24 protein-coding genes and 1 pseudogene are annotated in these 21,650 nt (G+C 32.2%); 12 read left to right on the forward strand and 13 right to left on the reverse strand.

Annotation, left to right across the window (positions count from 1 at the left end; genetic code table 11):
- Window positions 1-9: 9 nt before the first annotated feature.
- The gene (locus JQC67_RS00320) at window positions 10-303 is read left to right on the forward strand and encodes a 4Fe-4S dicluster domain-containing protein (protein ID WP_203250877.1); all 294 of its coding nucleotides are present in this window, start codon (window positions 10-12) and stop codon (window positions 301-303) included.
- Window positions 304-308: 5 nt separating this feature from the next.
- Here JQC67_RS00320 and JQC67_RS00325 read toward each other — a convergent pair whose 3' ends face one another.
- The 5 genes and pseudogenes from JQC67_RS00325 to JQC67_RS00345 form a co-directional block, all read right to left on the reverse strand.
- Window positions 309-758 (reverse strand): response regulator, encoded by a 450-nt coding sequence (locus JQC67_RS00325; RefSeq protein ID WP_203250878.1) that lies wholly within the window; start codon window positions 756-758, stop codon window positions 309-311.
- A 76-nt stretch (window positions 759-834) separates the two neighbouring features.
- A pseudogene (locus tag JQC67_RS00330) lies at window positions 835-1,019 on the reverse strand (CsbD family protein).
- A gap of 212 nt (window positions 1,020-1,231) precedes the next feature.
- The gene (locus JQC67_RS00335) at window positions 1,232-1,399 is read right to left on the reverse strand and encodes a lmo0937 family membrane protein (RefSeq protein ID WP_203250879.1); all 168 of its coding nucleotides are present in this window, start codon (window positions 1,397-1,399) and stop codon (window positions 1,232-1,234) included.
- A 182-nt stretch (window positions 1,400-1,581) separates the two neighbouring features.
- Window positions 1,582-2,682, reverse strand: coding sequence for an AI-2E family transporter (locus tag JQC67_RS00340; protein ID WP_203250880.1), 1,101 nt, complete (start codon window positions 2,680-2,682; stop codon window positions 1,582-1,584).
- 153 nt (window positions 2,683-2,835) lie between these two features.
- Complete coding sequence (locus tag JQC67_RS00345) at window positions 2,836-3,702, reverse strand: YihY/virulence factor BrkB family protein (RefSeq protein ID WP_203250881.1); 867 nt, start codon at window positions 3,700-3,702, stop codon at window positions 2,836-2,838.
- Between the two features lie 243 nt (window positions 3,703-3,945).
- Here JQC67_RS00345 and JQC67_RS00350 point away from each other — a divergent pair, with 243 nt between their 5' ends.
- From JQC67_RS00350 to JQC67_RS00365, 4 genes are all read left to right on the forward strand, one after another.
- Window positions 3,946-4,497, forward strand: coding sequence for a helix-turn-helix domain-containing protein (locus JQC67_RS00350; RefSeq protein ID WP_203250882.1), 552 nt, complete (start codon window positions 3,946-3,948; stop codon window positions 4,495-4,497).
- A 23-nt stretch (window positions 4,498-4,520) separates the two neighbouring features.
- A complete protein-coding gene (locus JQC67_RS00355; protein ID WP_203250883.1) occupies window positions 4,521-4,964 on the forward strand; it encodes a response regulator in 444 nt (147 codons plus the stop codon).
- Window positions 4,965-4,976: 12 nt separating this feature from the next.
- Entirely contained in the window at window positions 4,977-7,133 is a 2,157-nt protein-coding gene (locus JQC67_RS00360; RefSeq protein WP_203250884.1) for an ATP-binding protein, read from the forward strand.
- A gap of 265 nt (window positions 7,134-7,398) precedes the next feature.
- A complete protein-coding gene (locus JQC67_RS00365; RefSeq protein ID WP_203250885.1) occupies window positions 7,399-7,545 on the forward strand; it encodes a hypothetical protein in 147 nt (48 codons plus the stop codon).
- Here the strand turns inward: JQC67_RS00365 and JQC67_RS19110 are convergent.
- On the reverse strand, window positions 7,531-7,653 hold the full coding sequence (locus tag JQC67_RS19110) for a hypothetical protein (RefSeq protein WP_262896939.1): 123 nt from the start codon (window positions 7,651-7,653) through the stop codon (window positions 7,531-7,533). The genes JQC67_RS00365 and JQC67_RS19110 overlap by 15 nt on opposite strands.
- Here JQC67_RS19110 and JQC67_RS19215 point away from each other — a divergent pair.
- Window positions 7,637-7,750, forward strand: a complete 114-nt coding sequence (locus JQC67_RS19215) for a DUF5670 family protein (RefSeq protein WP_394369460.1) — start codon at window positions 7,637-7,639, stop codon at window positions 7,748-7,750. The two genes, JQC67_RS19110 and JQC67_RS19215, sit on opposite strands and share 17 nt — an antisense overlap.
- A 28-nt stretch (window positions 7,751-7,778) precedes the next feature.
- Window positions 7,779-8,795 (forward strand): helix-turn-helix domain-containing protein, encoded by a 1,017-nt coding sequence (locus JQC67_RS00370; protein ID WP_203250886.1) that lies wholly within the window; start codon window positions 7,779-7,781, stop codon window positions 8,793-8,795.
- Window positions 8,796-9,107: 312 nt separating this feature from the next.
- On the opposite strand, the gene JQC67_RS00375 is transcribed toward JQC67_RS00370, so the two are convergent.
- The 5 genes from JQC67_RS00375 to JQC67_RS00395 form a co-directional block, all read right to left on the reverse strand.
- Window positions 9,108-9,596, reverse strand: coding sequence for a Dps family protein (locus JQC67_RS00375; RefSeq protein ID WP_317198341.1), 489 nt, complete (start codon window positions 9,594-9,596; stop codon window positions 9,108-9,110).
- 108 nt (window positions 9,597-9,704) lie between these two features.
- Window positions 9,705-10,925: a Pycsar system effector family protein gene (locus JQC67_RS00380; protein WP_203250887.1), complete on the reverse strand. Its 1,221-nt coding sequence runs from the start codon at window positions 10,923-10,925 to the stop codon at window positions 9,705-9,707.
- Window positions 10,926-10,963: 38 nt separating this feature from the next.
- Window positions 10,964-14,689: a ShlB/FhaC/HecB family protein gene (locus JQC67_RS00385; RefSeq protein WP_203250888.1), complete on the reverse strand. Its 3,726-nt coding sequence runs from the start codon at window positions 14,687-14,689 to the stop codon at window positions 10,964-10,966.
- Between the two features lie 301 nt (window positions 14,690-14,990).
- Window positions 14,991-15,161 (reverse strand): hypothetical protein, encoded by a 171-nt coding sequence (locus tag JQC67_RS00390; RefSeq protein WP_203250889.1) that lies wholly within the window; start codon window positions 15,159-15,161, stop codon window positions 14,991-14,993.
- Window positions 15,162-15,709: 548 nt separating this feature from the next.
- Window positions 15,710-16,324: a DUF2652 domain-containing protein gene (locus JQC67_RS00395; RefSeq protein ID WP_203250890.1), complete on the reverse strand. Its 615-nt coding sequence runs from the start codon at window positions 16,322-16,324 to the stop codon at window positions 15,710-15,712.
- A gap of 487 nt (window positions 16,325-16,811) precedes the next feature.
- Here JQC67_RS00395 and JQC67_RS00400 point away from each other — a divergent pair, with 487 nt between their 5' ends.
- The 5 genes from JQC67_RS00400 (at window position 16,812) to JQC67_RS00420 (ending at window position 19,860) form a co-directional block, all read left to right on the forward strand.
- On the forward strand, window positions 16,812-17,693 hold the full coding sequence (locus JQC67_RS00400; RefSeq protein ID WP_317198342.1) for a mechanosensitive ion channel family protein: 882 nt from the start codon (window positions 16,812-16,814) through the stop codon (window positions 17,691-17,693).
- A 167-nt stretch (window positions 17,694-17,860) separates the two neighbouring features.
- Window positions 17,861-18,544, forward strand: a complete 684-nt coding sequence (locus JQC67_RS00405; RefSeq protein ID WP_203250891.1) for an SOS response-associated peptidase — start codon at window positions 17,861-17,863, stop codon at window positions 18,542-18,544.
- 240 nt (window positions 18,545-18,784) lie between these two features.
- Window positions 18,785-19,234, forward strand: coding sequence for a ferritin-like domain-containing protein (locus JQC67_RS00410; RefSeq protein ID WP_203250892.1), 450 nt, complete (start codon window positions 18,785-18,787; stop codon window positions 19,232-19,234).
- Window positions 19,235-19,492: 258 nt separating this feature from the next.
- The gene (locus tag JQC67_RS00415) at window positions 19,493-19,654 is read left to right on the forward strand and encodes a DUF1328 family protein (RefSeq protein ID WP_203250893.1); all 162 of its coding nucleotides are present in this window, start codon (window positions 19,493-19,495) and stop codon (window positions 19,652-19,654) included.
- Window positions 19,655-19,680: 26 nt separating this feature from the next.
- Window positions 19,681-19,860 carry a hypothetical protein gene (locus tag JQC67_RS00420; RefSeq protein WP_203250894.1) on the forward strand — a complete coding sequence of 60 codons (180 nt, stop codon included), beginning with the start codon at window positions 19,681-19,683 and terminating at the stop codon, window positions 19,858-19,860.
- A 78-nt stretch (window positions 19,861-19,938) separates the two neighbouring features.
- Here JQC67_RS00420 and JQC67_RS00425 read toward each other — a convergent pair whose 3' ends face one another.
- Together JQC67_RS00425 and JQC67_RS00430 are read right to left on the reverse strand one after the other, a co-directional pair.
- Complete coding sequence (locus JQC67_RS00425) at window positions 19,939-20,475, reverse strand: hypothetical protein (RefSeq protein WP_203250895.1); 537 nt, start codon at window positions 20,473-20,475, stop codon at window positions 19,939-19,941.
- A 35-nt stretch (window positions 20,476-20,510) separates the two neighbouring features.
- Window positions 20,511-21,638 (reverse strand): DUF748 domain-containing protein, encoded by a 1,128-nt coding sequence (locus JQC67_RS00430; RefSeq protein ID WP_203250896.1) that lies wholly within the window; start codon window positions 21,636-21,638, stop codon window positions 20,511-20,513.
- Window positions 21,639-21,650: the final 12 nt, after the last annotated feature.

Genomic DNA, 21,650 nt, shown 5'->3' on the forward strand with positions numbered 1-21,650 from the left:
TATGGTAATATGAAGGCATTAAAATCTAATTGTGATGCAAACTCTGGGAAGTTAATGCCCCTTATCAACCTTAGTAATTGTGGAGGAAAAGAAGATTGTATTCCGGCTTGCCCTTACGATGTTTTAGAAATGCGTACAATTACACCAGAAGACCGATTAAAGCTAAATATAAAAGGAAAAATTAAGACTTTTTTTAAACCAAAAAAAGCCTACATAACAGATCCAAATTTATGTCATGCTTGTGGCTTATGTGTACAAGTTTGCCCAGAAAAGGCAATTAAACTCATTCGAATTCAGAATTGATATTTTTATTCATCAACAATAACAAACTCAAATGCTTTAAGTTCAGCTTTATCTACAGTTTGTACATACCCCAAACTTTTACGTAATGCACTTTTTAAATTATCAAAAGAAGAAGGTTTTACTAAATACAGATTTGCGCCTTTCTTTTGAATAATATCCATTTTTAACTCATCAACATAAGAGGAGTAAATAATAATAGGAATTTCATTAAAACGAGCTTCCGCACGAATGTCGTCTACACATTCCTCACCATTCATTAATGGCATATTTAAATCTAAATATATAGCGTTTGGTAATTCTTCATCAACCTTTAAAAGGCGCTCCATAAGTTCAACACCATTTTCAAAACCCTTAAATCGAATATTCGAATCAATTTCTAACAATGCTTCTTGAAACATTGTTAAATCATCTCTATCATCATCAGTCAAAAAGATAAGTGGTTGTGTAGTAGGCATGTTTTTTTGTTTTATACTTTTTATATAAAAAGCTCCAAAATAACCTTTGGAGCTTTTATAAATTCAACCGTACCAATTACATGGCACTAATCTCCTTTTTCAATTCTTCTTTTGTCTTTCCTGTTTTTTCTTGTAACCTTCCTATCATCTCATCAAATTTGCCTTCTGTATAGGTAAGGTCATCATCGGTAAGATCACCATATTTCTGTTTGAAATTACCTTTCACTTGTTTCATTTTCCTTGTAAAATATCTGTGTTCATCTTGTCTGTTTTAATAATTTATATTTAAAATACTACCATAAAGATATCTTACATAATATCTAAAAATTGACGTAATCAATTCCCTTTTTAATCCTTTCGCAACTAATATAAATCATCAACAGCAAGTACTTTTATTTTTTAAACATGGCTACGGAAAACAAAAAAAATCCTGATACTACTATCAGGATTTTTTTTTCGAATATGTAGTCTTACTACAAAGGCTTTCGCCCTGAAATAATGTTATATAGAATAGCAATGACTGCTATAACTAATAATAAATGTATAAGGCTACTAGAACCAATTCCGGCAACAATGCCAAAAAAGCCTAAAACCCAAATAATAATTGCTATTACTGCGACTAACCATAGAATGCTTCTCATCTTGAATGTTTTTAGAGGTTATTTTTATATACACAAAGATTCTATAAATGCCTGATTTCCATTAACCCAATAAGGTTTATTTTTAATGCAATCCTCATTTTGAAGTCTGTTTCAAACTAAATTTTTAAGTTGATAATTACGAGTGCAGCTATAATATGAAAAACAAATTGCCGAAGCATCAACTATAATCCTTTTGTGATTGCTTTTACCCAGCGATAATCAAGCATGAACTCTTTTAAGATTACTTTGACGACTGTATAACCAGGTACCGCCACAATCATACCCACCACTCCAAAGAGCAATCCGGCTATTACAATTACTAAAAATATTTCTAAAGGATGTGATTTAACACTATGTGAAAAAATCAAGGGTTGTGAGAAGAAATTATCAACCAATTGACCAATTACGACACCTAAAAGAACATAACCTGCATTTGGTAAAATAACAAGACTAAAATCTTGGTCTAGAAAACTTATCATGGTTAAAAGTACCATTACACCAGCACCTATCATCGGACCTAAATATGGAATAATATTGAATAGCGCGCATAATAAGGCGATTACAATTGCATTTTCTACTCCCACTACTAAGAGAACAACACTATAAATAACAAAGAGAATTAAGATTTGAAAGGTTAAACCAACAAAATAGCGTGATAATAAGTTTTTGATTGATTCAATAGAATTAATTGCTTTTGTCTCATATGGTTTAGGAATTATTTTCAAAAGCACGCCCTGAATAAACTTACTATCTTTCAAAAAGAAAAATGAGATAAATAATACTGAAAATAGACCAATACCGAAACTACTTAAAATTTCAAATAATGAATTTAAGAACTTAGGCACAAAGCCCATATCTAGCTCTTCCATTAAATTTTTTTCTAACTCACCACCTTCCATTAGCTTATCAACAACTTTAGGTGAAGCACCAAAATACCCTGTAATTTGATTATATAGTTTATCTAAGGCGTTTTGCATATCCTTCATATTTAAGAAGGAAAGATTGTCACCTTGATCTGATAATAAAGGAATGAAAAGTGCCAAAACACCTAGTAATAATCCGAAAATAACGAGCATTGTAAAGATGACAGCCATTGTATTGGGAAATTTCAACTTTCGCCTTAATAAGGCCACAATCGGACGCCCTAACAGTGCGACTACCCCCGCAATTACAACATAAGCAATTACTGATTGTACCTTGTAAATAAAAAAACAAAGCAATACAACACCCACAAAAACGGCAATTGCTTTTAATATTCCTCTGGCGATAGTATTCGATTTCATTTGAATTGATTCATGGTTCTATATAACCTATACAGCATACAAATCTAAATGAGGTTGAATAAAAAGGTTAACTCAAACGATTATAAGAGTAACGTTGTAGGTGCGGATATAAAAATATTTATTAAGCAGCCAGCCTTGTAATTATGAGTTTGGTTAGCGGAGGTATTTATCTGAATAGACCTTGGTGAATTGAGCACCAAAGAACAAAATTAAACTAGAATAAGAAACCCATAACATGACTATAATAATAGAACCTGCAGCACCATACGTAGATCCAGGTTCTGATTGACTGAAATAAAAAGCCAAAATATACTTGCCCATAATAAAAAGTATTGTGGTTAACGCCGCACCAACGCGAACAGCTGGCCAGCTTAAATGTTTGCTAGGCAAGTATTTAAACATAGACGCGAATAAGAAATATATGAAAACCAAGGACAGCGAAATATCAATAAAATAAGCCACACCTACTATTTCAGAAGATAAGAGTGTAGAAATTCTATTCGCAAAACTTGTTAATAGCGACGTGAGCACAAAACTAACCAATAATAGAAACCCAAAAATGAGAATAAACCCAAAACTTTTCAACCGGCCGAAGAGCACAGCAATAAAATCATTACTATACTTTTTTTCAGTGCCCCAAATATCATCAAGTGCATTTTGTAATTGATAAAATACTCCGGTTGCTCCATAAATTAAAACGCCCACACCTAACACGGTCGCAAAAACAGAAGTATTTGCATCTCCTTTTTTTGTAACCATTGCTTGAATTGATGCAGCTGTATCTGAACCTACAGCAGCTGCAATCTCTGAGAAAAGTTCACCCTGAACTAGCTCTCTACCCCAAATGGCTCCGATAATGTCCATAATTATAATTAGTAATGCAGGTAATGAAAGAATAGAATAATACGCCACTACCGCTCCAAGTCTGAAAGGGTCTTTATCTAACCAAGCACTGAAGGTATTCTTCAGCAATTTTGGCAAATGAATGAATTTAAACTTATTTTCAATTGATTGCTCCATTTAGAATCGTAGAATACATGCAACACAAAAGAAGTTAAAACATAACTTTCAAGTTGCCTTAATCAAATTGAATGTTAACTGATATCAAATTGCTTTGTATTTTTTTCTTGTTTATTTTAACCACTATCTAAACTGCCCATGAAGATTTAAAAGGTGTTATTTAATTAGTTTTTATGTATATCTTGTATTCTAACTAAAAACATCATTTATTTACATTGAGTTCAAAACCAAGATGCTTAATTAATGAAGATTTACCTCAAATTTGATTTCAATAAAACTTGTAAAAAAGTATTAGAGGATTGTTTCAATCAATTGGGCGTCACCTATACCATTTCAGGACTTGGTGAGGTTGACATTGAAAATCCGCTCAACGCAGAACAGCTTGAGTGGTTACAAACTACTCTTAATTCGTATGGCATTAACATAATAGATGATGAGAAAAGTGCCTTAGTACAGCGAATTAAAGACACAATTACCGAAATGATTTATCTTGATGAAAAGGCAAAACTGTACAAAGTTTCAACCTATCTTTCTGATAAATTGAATTATTCATACAACCATTTATCAAATGTTTTCTCTGAGACCACCTACAGCTCAATAGAAAACTTTGTCATCTTGAAGAAGATTGATTATGCCAAAACGCTAATAGCAGAAAATAACCTGACATTGACTGAAATTGCTTTTCGACTCAATTACAGTAGTGTTGCTCATTTGTCTGGTCAGTTTAAAAAAACAACGGGGCTTACCCCCTCTGTTTTTCAACGTATAATAATGAAGCGAAAAGAACTATCTTGACCTCGATAATTTCCTAAATCTATATGAACACAAACTTTATGCATATTGTATTGGCCGATGACGATGAAGACGATCGTCTTTTATTTAGCGAGGCCATTGAAGAGACCAAGGTAGAATCGAAGCTGTCACTATTTCATGATGGCCAGCAGCTAATGGATTATCTTCATTCGACAAATAGTCTACCACAACTTATTTTTCTTGATTTAAACATGCCTATTAAAAATGGTATGCAATGTTTAAAGGAAATTAGAAATTGCCCCAAACTTAAAGATTTGTGTGTAGCTATCTATTCAACCTCATCGTCAGAATTTGATATTGAAGAAACCTTTATAAACGGAGCTAATATTTACATCAATAAACCCAACAATTTTACAGAGCTATGTAATGCCATTGAAAAAGTACTACAAATGAACTGGCAGTACCATACTTCAAGTCTTAACAAGGATAATTTTTTGTTACGAATTTAAAGCGCAATTGAGATGAAATTATCGAAAATACCTTCTTCTTATAAACTCTATGTCATCATATTGATTATTGCAGTTGGCATTTTACTCTTTACTGCGGCAATAGTCTACAAGCAAACAACAGGCCTACAGAAAAGTTCAGAATTAGTGAGTCATTCGCTAGAAGTTCAAAAAGAAATAAACAATCTTTTTGCAAGTTACACCCTACTGGTAGCCACGCAATTTGATGTACTCTTAAAAGACGATTCAAAATTACGAGACAATGTATTTACCTATCAAAATGAAGGTAATGAATCTATGGCTCGATTAAAAGAGCTAACAAAGGATAACATAATACAACAAAATCATCTAAAAGAAATGGATGGGCTAAATGCCCAATTGTACAACCGAGTAGTTTCATCAACGCTAGACACTACATCTAAAAAAGACTCCGTTTTAAAGGCGAATGTACAATACATTATCACCATCGACTTATTAGAAGATATACTTCAACTTAAGGAAGATATGATGTTAGAAGAGGAAAGCAAATTAGAGCAGCGCAAAGAAGATTACAGCTCTCGCATTTCTTTAACACCTGTGGCTTCAATTGCATCTTTTTTGTTTTCATTATTGATTTTTCTGTTTGCCTTTCAAAAAATAAATTCAAGCAGAAAAAGGATTACAAATACTCAGATGTTTTTAGAGAAAATTTTAAAATCTACCAACAATGTAGTAGTATACTATGAGCCCATACATAATCAAAATGGCAAAATTATCGATTTCAATATAGCGTATTCTAATGATGTCATAGTCGATGCTACTGGTGATACCGCAGATGAAATCATCGGCAGAAAAATGAGCGATGTATACCCAGTTATGCTCGAAAACGGTGTATCTGACATCATGATAAAAAGTTATGAAACTAATTCCATTCAACAGATAGAAAAAGAATATACCGAATTCTTTGGTACGCCTCAAGTGTTTTCAAGCACGGCATCTAAACTAGATGAAGGTGTATTATTGATTTCTGCCGAGAAAACAGCAGAAGTAATGGCTGAACGAAAGTTAAAGTCTTTGAATAAAAATCTAACCATTCAAAATACTATTCTCACTGATGCGGAAAGATTAGCGAAAATTGGAAGTTTCCAATGGGATTTAATTTCTTTAGAATCTACCATATCAGATAATTATTACCGAATTCTAGGTTATGAACCTGGTGAGCTAGAATTAAACCCCGAAAACCACAGAAAGTTGATTCATCCTGATGATGTTAAACTTTATGATTTAAACTTTAAAAAAGCGGTAGAAAATAATACTATAGAAGATACTACCTATCGCGTACTAACTAAAAACAAAAAAATCAAGTACCTCAATACTTCCGGTCATATAGAAAATAATACCGTCATAGGTCTAGTAAGAGATGTTACCTCAGAATTAAAAGCTGAACAAAAACTGCGTGACAAAAACCGAGATTTAAAAAGGTCTAATGAAGAATTAGAATCTTTTAACCGTGTAGCTAGCCATGATTTGCAAGAACCTTTGCGTAAAATTCAAATGTTTATCTCACGTCTCTCTTCTGCTGAACTTGACAATTTATCTGTAAAAGGCAGAGGCTATATTGAAAAAGTAAACTCTTCTGCAAATCGCATGCAGACGCTTGTTAAGTATCTATTATCCTATTCGCGCATCAATAAAACCAAAGACGACTTTGTAAAAATAAATCTTGATGACGTATTAGATAAGGTAAAAGAAGATTTAGAAGACCGTATAAAAGAAACAGGGGTACATATTGCTATTGACAATATGCCTACTTTAAAAGCTGTTCCGTTTCAAATGGAACAATTGTTTAATAATCTGCTATCAAACGCTATCAAATATCGCAATGCAGATGTTGAATCAAAAATCATTATTGATTGCAAGAAAGTTACTAGCAAACAAATAGGTGATGATTTTGTTACGAAATCAAAAAAATATTATCGTATTTCAATTATGGATAACGGTATTGGTTTTAATCAAGAAAATGCCAAGAAAATTTTTGAACTATTTCAACGGCTACATCAAAAACACGAGTATTCTGGTACGGGTATCGGTTTGGCCATCTGCAAAAAAATTGTAGAAAACCATAACGGACATATTGTGGCAGAGAGTGCACCTGGTGAAGGCTCTACTTTCTGTATATATCTTCCTGCTTAAATCAAAAAACACCTATAACCTTCCTATAAATAAGATAGGTTTAAGCTCATTTATAATTGAAATAAACATCCTCAAAGGTTTTCAATTTTTTATGGTAAAAACTAGCTCATTCCATTCTTTTTCTAGCTTTTACCCTGAAAAACCTACCAAATCATAAAATTATATAAGGGAATACCATAATTGTGTAACACAAGAGGCGCTCTCTTGTGGCAACTTTGTAGTGTACAATTAAAACAGGTACAAAAACAACTAAAGTCACAACAGTATGAGCACTTCAAATAATTATTTTGACCAAAACGCACGAGTAGGTAAAACTAGGAGCTACAATGAATATCAATCAGAAGTTAGTAAGCATTTAGACTTACAACCTGAAGTAGGCGGCCAAGAAAATGAAGAATTAAGCATTGGGTAAAACAATGCTAAACCTCGAAGCCAAATCAAGCTCTTTTAATTCTAACATTAATTCAATGTCAAAAATTTTAAACAGCATAGCGGCTTTTAGCATGATTACTTGGATCATAGGGTTCTTTTTTTACAATTCTGGTCCCATAGTACATCTGTTGTTAGCATCTTCAATAGGACTACTAATAGTAAAGGTTCTACTTGAAAAACAATAATAAAAAACATAACTAAAAAACAATCATCATGAAAACTATAAAAATCACCTCAACAATATTAGAAGTACTTTTTGAACAACTTCAAGCACAATTAGGCGGAACATTTCAAAATTCATCTAAAGAATTTTCTTTAGAATTAAATAATGGACTTGCGAAGGGTTTCATTACAGGTAACTCAACAGAAGAAGCAATTTCATATATAGAATATGATATCACTTTTAATGAAGATGTAGTTTTAGTTCATGAATCAGATGAAAACCACCCGATTCAATTTAGCTATTGTTCAAAGGGACAGTTAATGCAGAGTTTTGGAACCTTTGGTAAAAAATATAGATTAGGCCAATTTCAAACAGGAATTATTTCTAATGCTTCAAAGCAAAATACATGTTTACATTTTAGAAAAGATGAAGAAGTGAAGGTTTCTATGATTCAGGTTGACGCTGATGAAGTTAACGATGAAGATTTGAAATTTCAGTTGCAGAACACTTTCGCGCCAAATACTTCTTCAAACACCTTTGCGTACGTGGGGTCATTCAATTTGAAAATTGCAGAGCGTATTCAACAATTAGATGCTGTATCTCAAAAGGGTATTGTTCGTAACTTATTAATCAACGGATTAGTATACTTAATTCTAGCATTAGAAATACAGCAACATACTGAAGACATGGCAAATGCAGAAAGCAACAATGGCTCATTAACTAAAAAAGAGATGGAAGATGTGAATGAACTATCTGAGTTAATTCGCAATTATCCTGAAATACAATACAGTCTAAAATATTTAAGCAAAAAATCTGGCTTATCACCTTTTAAATTACAAGAAGGATTTAAAGCATTACACGGTAGAACAGTATCTGACTTTGTAAGAAACGTTCGAGTAGAAGCTGCTGAAAAGTTAATTCGAACTTCAGATTTGAATATTTCTGAAGTTGTGTATACAGTAGGGTTAACAAGTAGAAGTTATTTTTCAAAAATATTTAAAGAAAAATATAACTGTAGCCCTAAGCATTATCAAAATCATCAAAATTCAATGGCTGTTACAGCATAATATTTGAATAATTCCCCCAAAAAATCGTCTACATTTTAGTAGGCGATTTTTATTATCAATACTCATTAACCAAAATTAGAATTTTGGTTAATGAGTATTTTTTTTGCTAGCATAAACTTAGATTGCTCTATTCTTAATAGAATATTTTTGTTCGTACAAACAGTAGAAATAAACTTTATAATTCAACACCTATTTTTAATGGTAAAGAGCTTTAACATCTTTAATAGATGTACATTAAACTAATTTAATAGCACAAAAAAACGACAGGAATAAACCTATCGTCTTACACAATCAACATTTTCTAGAGAACTTCTAGAATTCTTTTAATGTAGCACGCATCATCCAAGCCATTTGTTCATGTGTCTGCATTAAAGCAGTTATGAAGTCTGCTGTACCTTCATCATTGTGTTCTTCAGCATTCTCACTAATACTTTTTCTGATAAACTTTATGATGTTATCATGATCTTTTAAGAGAATTGTAAAAAACCCTTTTGTGTTGTTTTGCTCTGGTCCGTCTTCTTTCAGCTGCGATGCCTCTAAAAATTGTTCCATTGTACCTGGCGCATAAAATCCGAGCATACGAATACGTTCGGCGATTTCATCAATCGAAGCTTCTAACTTATTATATTGTTCTTCTAGAAAAACATGCTTAGAGTGAAAGTCAATACCTTCAATATTCCAATGTGCATTTCTTGTTTTAATATACAGCACGTGCTCATCGGCAAGAAGTTGCTTCAACATATCTACAACTGCTTCTCTATTTTTCTTTTTTATACCTATCTCGGCCTTCATAGTTTCCATTATTTTAGATTTTAAATTATACCCTAAATTATAGGTAAACTACCAATGCTATTGATGGAAACGATAAAAGGATTAACGCAAAAAAACTAAGAATAAATCATCGGTTAATTACTTAATCAACTCAGGCACTACTAATAGTCGTTCTGGACCCAGATATTTAAAAGCAACAAAGAATACTATAACTGATGTTATCATACCAATCATGAATATGGTATATGTCACTCGTAATATTTTATATTTTCTTGCAAGTACAACACCCAAAAAATATAAATCTTTCGTAAGACTTTCATATATATAATCTTTATCACCAAGCATATCTTTTATGGCAAATTGATAATCTTTTAACGCCATCATATGAAAATTTCCAAAGAAAAGTAAGTTCACTTTTTTTGCCTTTACATCTTTCATATCAAATTCACCACTTGTTATATTTGGCCTTGTGGCAGAAATTGACAGAACCATAGAAACGATACTAAAAATGACGAAAATGAGAGTGGGGTAAATCAAATAATCGTTGGATGGGTTATCTAATTTTGGTATTAAATTTGAAAGAACTAATGATATAATTATTGCATTTACAGAAAGTAGAATATTGGCTTTGGTATCTGCAATATCACTTAGTTTGATATGATTACGTAAAGTAACTCTATACAATGTTTGAATACCCCTATCTGGACTTTCACTTTTAAGAGCAGCCTTTAATTTTTCTTTACGAACAAGCTTTTTATCAGCCTTCTTTTTTTTAATAAGCCTACGTAGGTTTTTATTCTTTCTTTCTTGCCAATTTTTTTGAGCATAATCCGTATAAAAGCGATGCTCATTTCTAAATAGATTTATGTTAGCATTACGCCATTCTGTTTCGCTTAAGTCTTTAGCGGTTGTACTTTTTATTTCAACCTTTAATAACTCAGCAAGTTCTGGATAATTTTTCTTTCCTAAATGCGACCAATCGGCATCGCGTATAATTTTCTCTAACTCAGTAGTTGGTACGTAATATCTTTCAGTTGCCATGATTAATTTACAAATCGTATCAATATTTTCTGATCCATAATTAGCTTTCGTCAAATAATTGACTGCCATAAGACAACTCTGTTTTTCATGCTCTTGAATCATACTTACGTAACCAACATCATGAAACCATGCAGCTACAAGTACCAGTTCTTTTGACTGCGCATCAATTGGCATATCTGCCATAATCTCTTGCGCACTATTTACCACATATAAAGTATGTTTTAAATTGTGATAAACGTATGACCCATCAAGTTCACTATTCAGTATTGCTGTTACATGAGCGGCAACTTTATCAAGTATATTGTCAGATTTGACCATAGCTTTATATATTTTTTTATTAATAAATTGAGTTAAGACTATAGTGATAAACCAAAGCCAAACTGCACTATATTTCCTTCCTTTGAATTGAAATATCCCAAGTTAAGGGTTAATGCCTTGAGACTGCTAACCCAAAAACCTAGTCCTTGAGAGGTATGCCAAACATTAGAATCATTAGTAGGCTCCCAAACGCGACCATAATCAAAACCACCATACATACCAATAGTAACTGGTGACACAGCAGTGATATAGCGTTTCAATTTTAATTTTAAATCTGTAGAATGATATAGATAAGATCTTCCTGTAAAACGTTCATCGCGAAAGCCTCTTAGACCATTATTACCACCTAATGATGGAGCATGGTAAAAAAAGGTATCTCCGCCACCAATAATACTTTTATACTCTGCATTTGTAGCTACTACCAAATTACCAGAAGAAATAAGTTTATGATCTAAACCAACATTTAAGGCACCGTAACCAAAATCATTACCGTCATTATTAAGGTTTGTTTTGTATCCTAAAGAAAAATCAAATTGAAGTGCTTTTGTAGGGAAATCACCTGCATTACCATTTCTATATTTACCTGTAATTTCTGCACCTATATAATTTTGAGAATTAAATATATCGGGATTCAAATTTGATGGAGTGAACAATCGCCCCTCTGTTTCATTTACCTTAAATGATTCAAAAACACCTCTAATGCGCAGGCTATGGTAAGCCAAACCTAAACTGGCCCGGTACTGTTGTAATCGTGCCCGATAAAAATCACGCCCGAAGGCATCTTCTTGATTTACAGTTTCATTACCAAGACCAAAATAATTTTTAGCATATTTATCACTTGTAAAATAAGCATCAACTTCTACATTCCATTTTGGAATAATATTACCAAATACACCCTGATAGTCCAATTCAGCGGCCTCAAATCCGAAATAGTAAGTACCTGAAAAACTGTGCTTTTGGCGAAATGAATTTAAGTTTAAACCATTTTTTACATATACATCTTTAAGACCTAGAAATATTCCATCATCGGTTCGAAAACCAGCTTTGGGAGCCAGAATATTAGTATTATTCTTAAAGTATGTAAAATGATAATTGTTAGTTTTATATAAATCGGTTATTTGCGTACGAGGCTTTTTATTTTCAAAAGTTGTTTTCTCATGTTCCCACTCATATACTTTTAAGTTGTTATTGTTCGAAACGATAAAAGTATCATCGCCATAACCCCCTAAAAGGCGAACCATAATATTATTATCACCCGAACCTTCCACTTTAAAAACGTCATCATCACCTAGACCATAAATTAATAGTTCTTTAGTTTCATCGCGACGAAAAGTTCTCTCATAAAATTGTTCGTTTTTTTCATCTGATAATATTCTTTTGATCACAACTTTTGTTTCACCTTTTGGTAAACGTGTGATTTCAATACTATCATCTTTTTCGGTAGCAATAATCGCCACACTAGTGGAAAGAAACTCACCATATTCACGTGCATTTTCAGAAAGCATTTTTAGTCTTTCTAACAGTGCCATTTTAATAGCAACAATAGCACTATCTGAATTAACCTCAGCTGGCAAATTTGAAAATGCATTATCAATAATCTCAGACGTGATATTCTCTTGAATAACCTTTGCTTCTTCTTCCCAAGCTTTTGCACCTAATTTGGTCACTAAAGTTCGATCTAGACTATAACCGTTATTATTAAGCCATTTAATATTATCGATACTACCATCAAATGTTTGCCATGATCGACTCACCGGAACAAAAAGCTTAATAACCTTCATTGCGAATCCATCAAATTTAGGAAAGGAATTATCTCGATCTCGAGGCACTGGCATGAACTCTTTTTGACCTAAGGAATCTTTAAATTGAATCCATCGCCATTGGTCTTGATGTCTATCCCAATCCCCAATAAGCATATCAAACACACGAGCCCTAATATAGCTTCGCTGATCAACTGTATATGATTCATCGCTTTTAATCTTTTCGAGCATATCGGTGGTACTTTCAACATCTGTTACTTTTCCAGATTCGTCAATAGTGCGTTTATACCCCTTATAATTTGCTTGCTCATCTGAAGGCCTTCTTTCAATAAAGTACAGTTCATCTCCAAAATCTTCTGTGTACTCTTCTAGTACAGGTTGTTTTGGCAAGTAAAACAAATCAGTATCAGAATGATTAACCCCTGCAGCTTTTGCCAGAGGATTTACTGCTAATTGCAAATATGGATGTGCTGTAGTAAAGAAGTCTGAAATTACATCTTCAGCAAAAGTATCTTTATAATCGTCACTATTATAAGCAAGTCCTGGTAGTTTAAATTTTAAGAATTTAAGGGCATTTTTCCGCAATGATCGCATGGCATATTCTCTTCCATTTTTATCTTCTAACCGTAATGAAAAAGATTGATGACCTCCGCCCTCTTTTGTAACTTTTAATCCGCCATAAAGCGTATCAAGAAGTGCCACCGGTGCTATTACCTCTTTACCATAATAACTTCTATAGCGATTACCCCATAAAAATTTATGAAAACCGCTCTTATTATAATCTCTTGGATTACTTAATACAGATTCCTTTTTTAACGAATCTTCCGTAATTTCAAAATTGTGCTGGCTTTCTTTTATATTAAATTTTGGAAGCACATTATAAGACACTTTATTTTTACCAGCTTCATCAGTAATCATGGTCACTTTAGAACTACCATCAACATAGTATTCTAACTTTGCGAATCCTTTTTTACCCGCAGTATAAATACCCTCATAAGCTAGCGAACCACCTATAGCAGTAATATTATCTTTATCTCTATTAGTAGGCGCTGTGCTACCCAAAGAACCACTAACAATTTGATGTAAATTACCTCCTGAAAGATATTGCAAACTCTCTTCATGTCCTGAAACTAAAGTAATTCGATCAGAAGCCTGCGCCAAAGAACTCACCATAATACGTAAGTAGTTGTATCGTCTTGAATTAAGATTATTAGGATTAAAAGCACCTAAATCACCTATTACTTGTTGTAAACTACCAAAAACTGGAATGGGCAAAAGATGATTTTTGAAAGTAGTGTGGCCTGCATTTTCTCCATTACTAAAAACAGGATGATGCATAGCAATAATAATATTTTTGCCTTGACCATCATTTATATATCCTTCTAATTCTTGAATAAATCGCCTTCTAGTATTAACATCTGAACATTTTTTATTGATGTTTTCAACTCGAGACCAATTGCTAATAAACCATTTTGAGTCGACAAGAATTAAATCTAAATCATCATTAATTACCTTGTGTTCAAGGGGACAGGCATTTTCAGGGAAAAAATTGATTTTGTCTTTATCAAGGTCTTTAATAAAATCTTCAGTCCGTTCTAGCTTTTCAGTTTCTGAACTTTTCCATTCATTATTACCAGGAATAAAAATTGTTTTACCTTCAAAATCTTCAATCAAGTTAAGCTGCTTCTTTAGCATAGCCTTATCAGATTGCCAATTTTTGATGTCGCCTGTAATGTTATCTCCCGTAAAAATTAATGTGGTATTTTCTTCAGCGGATTCTAATTCAACTTTAAGTTTATTTAAAATTTCGTCAGAAGACCCAACTTCAATATTCCCTAAACCACCAGCTATATAAAAGGTATGATTAACCAATTTCTCACTATCAGTTATAACGTTAGAAGTTGAGTCAAACTGAGTTTTAAATGTAGCGCAGGACTGAAATAGGAAGACACCAACAAAAAGGAGTTTAAGAAAATTATTTTTTTTGTTGTTTTTTAAAAACATTGATTGGTTTTATAATTATTTTATTCATCCAACATGAAATAGCTGTATAAATTCTTGTTATATAAATTGGCTAGCGATAGTAAATAAAGGTCTTACATGACAACTTATCGCTTAACTTATAATGATTAACTTAATATTGAATTGTGTTGTTTACAGAAAGTGAACATGTTTCTTAAATACCCTTACGGCGCATTGAAATAAATTATTTCACCAGAAAAGCAAAATGTAGAAGCTCGCAAAAACATAGAAAAATATAATTAGAGGATTTAGACCCTTCAAACTACATTTTCTATTATCTAGATTATGATTGAAATTCAGACCAGCTAAAAGCTATGGCAACAACTATCACTATCAAGACTGCCAAAATAAAATATGCGCCATAAGTGGTTTTCTTGTTAGATTGAAATATGTACTTTTTTGTATCATCACTCTCATCCTTAATAAACTGCGTATTTTCTTCTCCTTGCTTCATGATATCTATTTTTTAATTAGCGGAATATTTCCTTCTACTGCAAAATTAAAATAAGATGAAAGCTTAGAATGCCTTGATTACTAGAAAAAGTAACCCTTTTGATATTTTCATCAGTAGATTATTTGCGAACAATCGACACGAGAAAATAACTTTCATCTTTCAATAAGTAATTCTTTTTGGAAATAATATTATTTGGTATACATCACTACAAACTAGCGTTATTGTGGTAATAATCAACTTCAGAATAAAACTATGGTAGTATTGAAATAAAAAAAGAGAACATTCCCACAATGTTCTCTTTTAGTATAATTGCAACTTACATAACCTACTTATGTGAGACAAATGTAAAACGCTTAGTAAAAATTGTTTTGCTCTTTTGATTTCGTTTTTAACTCAATTGCAAATAATTATTGTAGACAGAACAGAAAGGTACCCCCTCTTGGCTCTTATATAATGTAATACTTGAAGTGATAGATTCAATTTGAATAATAATATATTTCATAGATTTAAATTGGTTGTATTTTACGAAGTAGTTCTAGTAAATACTACTATTCTAGTAAACCTTTCAAACCAATATAACTGTAATTAACATCACCTATATGACGATATTGGGTTTCATGTTCAATCAATTCACTCCAATCAATATTATTGTCAATTGTAGTTTTCTTGTATTCATCTGTCAACGCTTCTGATAGTAGTAGATACTCATCTAATGGCACTTCATTTTTCAATAATTTGTGGGCAATAATCAAATCTTCTCCGATAAGCTTAATACGTGTTCCAACCTTTATAGGGGCTACTTCCACCCCATAATGCAGAATAATTTTAAGTCCCAACATACTAGGTATTAATAGCGCCTGCTCATTTTCACTATATTTTTTACGCAAAACTTCTAGGCGTCTGTAAAATTCTATATAGAATTGTCGGCATTGATCTACCAATTCTTTAAAATTTGGTAACGGCCCCGTTCTAAAGAATAATACGGCATCACCTTCAATCTCTGAAACTTTTAATCCAATTTCATTAGAGTATATAATTTGATTTAATAATGATGGAATCACCTTTGAGCTAAGTTCAAAATCAGTTTCACTCATAAATTTTGTAAATCCGCTGATATCAGGTATACAAATTAAAGTTGGCTCGGCTTTACTATTACTTTTCATATTATTCAATTTTCAATATTGATTGGATAGTTCATCAAAAATCGACGCATCAACACCACTATTATATATATTTCTTTATAACAATACGTACGACGAATGTATTGTTAGGGTTCATTATAATAAGACTAGTATCTTGGTACGCATCCTTCGTAAGCTGATTTAAAATTTTTGATTAGTGCAATCTCTACATGAATACGTTTACATTTTAACCTTAAAAAATCAAAAGTTAACGCTAATAGCAAATACTTAGCATATCAGTTAATCATACTTTCGATACAGCACATCTTAAGTTTATGTCTTACTTAAATTTGCAGTCAAGATGTAGAAATGAATTACATCAGATACAGAAAAAATAAAATATAAATTAACAATATATAAGTAGTTTGGTTGGTTGGTTAAAATGGTCTAGACACTTCTTTGTCAGACCATTTTTTTTTGACAATAACACAGCTTTACCTAAATAACCTCTTTTAATCACATAAACATTATGATGGAATTACAGTTTTCGAACGCTTGGCAAAAAATGTTAGAAAAAATGCATTCTTGGTTAGACAGCATTGTACTCAATATTCCTAATATTATAATTGCCATAATAGTTTTTATTCTAGCGCTTTTAGCTTCAAAGTACATTAGCAAATTAGCCCTACGCTTGATGGACAAAACGAAATTGCAACTTTCAATGAAAAACCTCATTTCAAAAATGGTTTCTATGATAGTTGTTTTAATGGGTTTATTTCTCATTTTAGGTATACTTGATTTAGGCAAAGCTTTAAATACAATTTTGGCTGGTGCTGGTGTTGTAGGTCTTGCTGTTGGTTTAGCGCTTCAAGGTGCTTTAGCTAATACTTACGCAGGTATTGTTTTATCATACATTAAGCACATTAAATTTGGTGATTGGATTGAGACAAGCGACTATGAAGGTGAGGTTGTAAACATTGATTTAAGGGCGGTTACCTTAAAACAATCTGACAATAATCTTGTTTACATACCTAATAAATTAGTGGTTGAAAGCCCCATAAAAAACTTTTCAACTACATCGCAATCGCGCGTTATATTAGATTGTGGTGTCGGGTATGAATCTGATTTACGTGCAACTCGAGATTTGGTAAAGAAAACAATTATAAGTGAGTTTGATGCAGTTCAAAATAAAGATGAAGTTATATTTCTTTATAAGGAATTTGGAGATAGCTCTATTAATTTTGAAACGCGTTTCTGGATTAAATCGACCTCGGCCATAGAAGTTGCAAAGGCAAAAACTAAAGCCATCATAGCAATCAAAGAAGCTTTTGATCAAAACAACATCAATATTCCTTTCCCAATTCGCACGTTACATTTTCCGGATAAAGTTGCGATTACAAATGAGGTATAATTGAATTGTATTTGGGGCAAGGTTTTATGCGTTTGAACAACATACGATTGAAAACCAAACTTACCTTTGTATCACAAAACAAAAGATGTTTTCCGATTATTAATACCAAATAAATTAAAACGTAAAACTAAATATCAAACGAAAAACATCTATCTAAAATAAAATTCATGTATTATAAGCTATCAAACACCGCAGAATTAGAAGAGGTCGTGAGAACGTTTGAAAGGCCCTTTAAATACCCGAATCTTTATGCTCCTGAAGTTGTCATCTTTGGATTAAATGAAGTTACGTTACCGGTAATAACAATTGAGAATAGTCAAGAAATATCATTGGCAATATGGGGAATGTTACCCACAGGATATAAAGAAGATTGGCCCGTTTTTCAAAGTGTCACCAATACTTTGAACTTATCACAAGATAGTATTGAAGATTCAAATTGGCAAAGTGAAGCTTTTAGAAATAGAAGGTGTCTTATAGTAGTAAATGGCTTTTTCACCTCTTACTTCAAAGACGGCAAGGTACAACCCCATTACGTTAGTTTAAAATCGAAAAGGCCGTTTACACTCGCAGGCTTGTACAACCATACCGAAGATGGTTTTCTTAGTTGTTCTCTTCTGTTAGGTAAGGCAAAAGGGCTTGTAAAACAACATCAGAATCTATCAAACCAAATGCCTTTGATTATTGAAGAAAAACGAATCAATAGTTGGCTTGATGAAACTGCTGATATTGATGAATTGAACTACATTCTTAAAAATGCACCTACTGATAATTTAAACATCCACCCTATTGCTGCTGACCTTTTTAATCAAGATATTTCATACGATGCTATCTTAGATCCAATTCAAAATTGAATAGCTACTGAATGACTTTTTTCTTTGAAGACATTACCAAAGCATACTAGATTTAAGACCAAAAATATTCTTTTCTCACTAATTTTTACACAAAATTGTTGGTACGAATTGAATGAGTCAATTCTAAATTCATATGAACAAATATAGTAGTAGACCCTGCCTTAAATTTGTTTATATCATTCGATGTTATACAATGGGCATCTTAAAAAAAATCATTGTTCATGAAAATTAGATATCACTATGAGTACATATACAGAAGTTATAGGAAACAAATTAAATAATCTATTAGAGAAAACTTATGATGCTGAAAAAGGTTATAAGAAAGCTGCTGAAAACACAAAGCATGCCCATTTAAAAAACTATTTTGAAAGAAAATCTCAAGAGCGTTACAATTTTGGTCATGAATTAAAATCTGAAATTAAAACCTTCGGACAAGAAACTGACAAAGGCGGTAGTTTGACAGGTGCTGCACATCGTACCTGGATGGACGTTAAAGCTATGTTCTCTGCAGACAATGATGAGTCAATGTTAGAAGAAGCTATTAGAGGTGAAAAGTCATCTTTAGAAGAATATAGTGACGTTTTAAATGAAACGACACTACCTTCTAGTACAGCATCCATCTTATTGAAGCAAAAAAATATTATTGCAGGTGGTTTAAACACAATTAAGAAGTTAGAAGACATCAGTTAAGACTGATTAAATTTGATATATAAAAGGGTAGCAAAAATGCTACCCTTTTTTGTTTACCTAATAAGAACATCAATCCTGTTTTTATAAAGAGAATATCATACAAATAGCCTTTCTAGAGCAACTCATAGAAGGCATTAGGGTTAATATCAAAACCGATAACGTTAAGCCGAAACAAGCAATTGCGTGATATTTGTAGTGTACAAAGAAAGTAGAAAGTCTATTTTCAATTAAAGACAATAATCATTTAAAATATATAGTATGTTACGTTGGACACTCACGTTTGTAGTTTTAGCAATAATTGCTGGAATATTCGGCTTTGGAGGAATCGCTGCAGGAGCTGCAGGCATTGCAAAAGTTTTATTCTTCATTTTTATAATACTCTTTTTAGTTTCATTAATTAGAGGAAAGAAAATACTATAGTTATCAATAATTTTAAAACACACATTATGAAAAAGTCAATTTATATGTTACTCTTTGCTTTTATAACAACTATTGCAGTTTCAAGCTGTAGAGAAACAACGACAGGAGAAAAAGTTGAAGATGCCGTTGAAGAAGTAGGTGATGAAATGGAAGACGGAGTAGACGAAATTAAAGATGAAGTCGATGATATGACTGATGACAATTAAGAGTTAATTATTTCCCTCGAAATAAAACGGATAGACCACTTAGGTCTGTCCGTTTTTAGTTTACAATAGTTTCAATATTTAATCTTTTTCAACTTCTTCTTCAGTGATTGCAAGTGGATGGTCATACATCCCCAGCCCTACTATTTTGATAATACTAACCACTGTGTTGTATAACATCAAAACAATAACAATTAATCCTGCACTGAGAACACTAGAAATACCTAATGAAATGTAGTAAATAGTATTATACCAATTATCGGGTACAGAATCTGATTCCGTAATAGGTAAATTAAATATTAAAAATGACATCACCGACGCTATAAATACCACCGTGTCAAGCTTCGCTATTTGTAAAACATGTAAATAATGATCTTTCTTAAGCTTTCTTTTTGAGCCAGAACTTATACCCAAAAGGGTCAGTAAAAGGGCTAATATGGTGGCTGAAGCAAGTGCTATTGTATTACACAAAGTATTCATTCCTGAAAGTGAATTTTCAATAAGTACTTTAGCCTCGTAACCACTTAATCTACCTAAAAGAATAGCACCTAGTAGAATGATAAATAATGAAATAACACCTCCTAAAATTGCCCTTTTCGTATACTTTGATAATGTCATTTTTATCGAATTAATTGTTGCTGCTAACTAATAAATTATTCATTCTTTTTTTCTTCGTTTTGTTTATCCGCCAGTTTCTCAGCATCTTCAAAAGTTACGTCATCATCAACAACACCTTTAAACGCACTAACCCATCCATTCTTTACAATATTAAAAATAGTTGGCCATACCTTTGTCTGCACATTGTTCAAATCACCTTCTAAAGGTACTTTTGTAGCCAAAGTATTGTTCTTTTGATTTTTAAGTACAAACTTGAAAAAACCTACAAAACCTTCCCATAACTTCTCAAAGAACTTATCATCTTTACTAACTAGTTTTGAATCTTTCAATAGGGGTTTAATATACCCCGTTAAAAATCCATCGGCAATTGCCATTTCGCTGAAAACACTAAAATTTCCTTCTTTAAAATCGATTCCCGCATAATGGTTTGTAAAATCGTTTAATGCTGTAATTGATGCATCTTCTAAAGAAAATGAAACATCCATATCAGGTACTTGTTTTACCAAATTCATTTTACCAATTAGCTGAACATTTCCATCACCAATTGAGGTTGCGGTAGCCTTAATATCTGATGGCAACTCTCTTCCTTGAAGAATTACATTTCTAAGATTTGTTGCATCAAGATGAATATTATTTATGTTTAAATCAATATTTGGATCTGTGGTAAACTCAACAAAAGCAACTTTACCATCAATAACTTGCAAACGGTTAATATCAATGGGAACAATATCAGTTAATGCCTCTGTCCAATCATCAAATTCAGCTTCAGCGACTTCTTGTTGCTGCTGATCTTCAAACATGTAAATAAGCGATGGTCTAGTTAAAATAAGTTCACTAACAATTTCTCCTTTGATAAGCGATTTCCATTCGATAGAAATATCTGTTTTTTCAAATTTTAAAAAGGGTACCTCTGACACCGCATCTACTTTATTCAAATACATACCTTCAATAACATAGGCACCGCGCAATAGCGATATATCGATATCTTCTACATGTCCATAATAAGCGGGAATTTCAGATAACACCTTGTTCACATAATTCTTCACTATATAAGGCAAGGCTATTCTAAAAAGCACCAAAAGCAAAATTATTGACAGTGGAATAACAAAGCGTTTTCGCTTTAATATCTTCCTTTTTTTTGATGTTGATTTTTCTATATTCATAACAGATTGTTG

Origin of the sequence: Aurantibacter crassamenti, assembly GCF_016811105.1 — a bacterium.
In the GTDB taxonomy this organism is placed as follows: Bacteria; Bacteroidota; Bacteroidia; order Flavobacteriales; family Flavobacteriaceae; genus Aurantibacter_A; species Aurantibacter_A crassamenti.

Excerpts from the sequence above, each read along its gene's own strand:
- JQC67_RS00390 (WP_203250889.1), bottom strand. The coding sequence starts at position 15,161 with ATGAAGCAAGGAGAAGAAAATACGCAGTTTATTAAGGATGAGAGTGAT.
- JQC67_RS00420 (WP_203250894.1), top strand. The coding sequence starts at position 19,681 with ATGAAAAAGTCAATTTATATGTTACTCTTTGCTTTTATAACAACTATT.
- JQC67_RS00370 (WP_203250886.1), top strand. The coding sequence starts at position 7,779 with ATGAAAACTATAAAAATCACCTCAACAATATTAGAAGTACTTTTTGAA.
- JQC67_RS00430 (WP_203250896.1), bottom strand. The coding sequence starts at position 21,638 with ATGAATATAGAAAAATCAACATCAAAAAAAAGGAAGATATTAAAGCGA.
- JQC67_RS00425 (WP_203250895.1), bottom strand. The coding sequence starts at position 20,475 with ATGACATTATCAAAGTATACGAAAAGGGCAATTTTAGGAGGTGTTATT.
- JQC67_RS00400 (WP_317198342.1), top strand. The coding sequence starts at position 16,812 with ATGATGGAATTACAGTTTTCGAACGCTTGGCAAAAAATGTTAGAAAAA.
- JQC67_RS00350 (WP_203250882.1), top strand. The coding sequence starts at position 3,946 with ATGAAGATTTACCTCAAATTTGATTTCAATAAAACTTGTAAAAAAGTA.
- JQC67_RS00325 (WP_203250878.1), bottom strand. The coding sequence starts at position 758 with ATGCCTACTACACAACCACTTATCTTTTTGACTGATGATGATAGAGAT.
- JQC67_RS00405 (WP_203250891.1), top strand. The coding sequence starts at position 17,861 with ATGTATTATAAGCTATCAAACACCGCAGAATTAGAAGAGGTCGTGAGA.
- JQC67_RS00380 (WP_203250887.1), bottom strand. The coding sequence starts at position 10,925 with ATGGTCAAATCTGACAATATACTTGATAAAGTTGCCGCTCATGTAACA.
- JQC67_RS00320 (WP_203250877.1), top strand. The coding sequence starts at position 10 with ATGAAGGCATTAAAATCTAATTGTGATGCAAACTCTGGGAAGTTAATG.
- JQC67_RS19110 (WP_262896939.1), bottom strand. The coding sequence starts at position 7,653 with ATGATCCAAGTAATCATGCTAAAAGCCGCTATGCTGTTTAAAATTTTT.
- JQC67_RS00345 (WP_203250881.1), bottom strand. The coding sequence starts at position 3,702 with ATGGAGCAATCAATTGAAAATAAGTTTAAATTCATTCATTTGCCAAAA.
- JQC67_RS00385 (WP_203250888.1), bottom strand. The coding sequence starts at position 14,689 with ATGTTTTTAAAAAACAACAAAAAAAATAATTTTCTTAAACTCCTTTTT.
- JQC67_RS00375 (WP_317198341.1), bottom strand. The coding sequence starts at position 9,596 with ATGGAAACTATGAAGGCCGAGATAGGTATAAAAAAGAAAAATAGAGAA.
- JQC67_RS00410 (WP_203250892.1), top strand. The coding sequence starts at position 18,785 with ATGAGTACATATACAGAAGTTATAGGAAACAAATTAAATAATCTATTA.
- JQC67_RS00340 (WP_203250880.1), bottom strand. The coding sequence starts at position 2,682 with ATGAAATCGAATACTATCGCCAGAGGAATATTAAAAGCAATTGCCGTT.
- JQC67_RS00415 (WP_203250893.1), top strand. The coding sequence starts at position 19,493 with ATGTTACGTTGGACACTCACGTTTGTAGTTTTAGCAATAATTGCTGGA.
- JQC67_RS00335 (WP_203250879.1), bottom strand. The coding sequence starts at position 1,399 with ATGAGAAGCATTCTATGGTTAGTCGCAGTAATAGCAATTATTATTTGG.
- JQC67_RS00395 (WP_203250890.1), bottom strand. The coding sequence starts at position 16,324 with ATGAAAAGTAATAGTAAAGCCGAGCCAACTTTAATTTGTATACCTGAT.
- JQC67_RS00365 (WP_203250885.1), top strand. The coding sequence starts at position 7,399 with ATGAGCACTTCAAATAATTATTTTGACCAAAACGCACGAGTAGGTAAA.
- JQC67_RS19215 (WP_394369460.1), top strand. The coding sequence starts at position 7,637 with ATGATTACTTGGATCATAGGGTTCTTTTTTTACAATTCTGGTCCCATA.
- JQC67_RS00360 (WP_203250884.1), top strand. The coding sequence starts at position 4,977 with ATGAAATTATCGAAAATACCTTCTTCTTATAAACTCTATGTCATCATA.
- JQC67_RS00355 (WP_203250883.1), top strand. The coding sequence starts at position 4,521 with ATGAACACAAACTTTATGCATATTGTATTGGCCGATGACGATGAAGAC.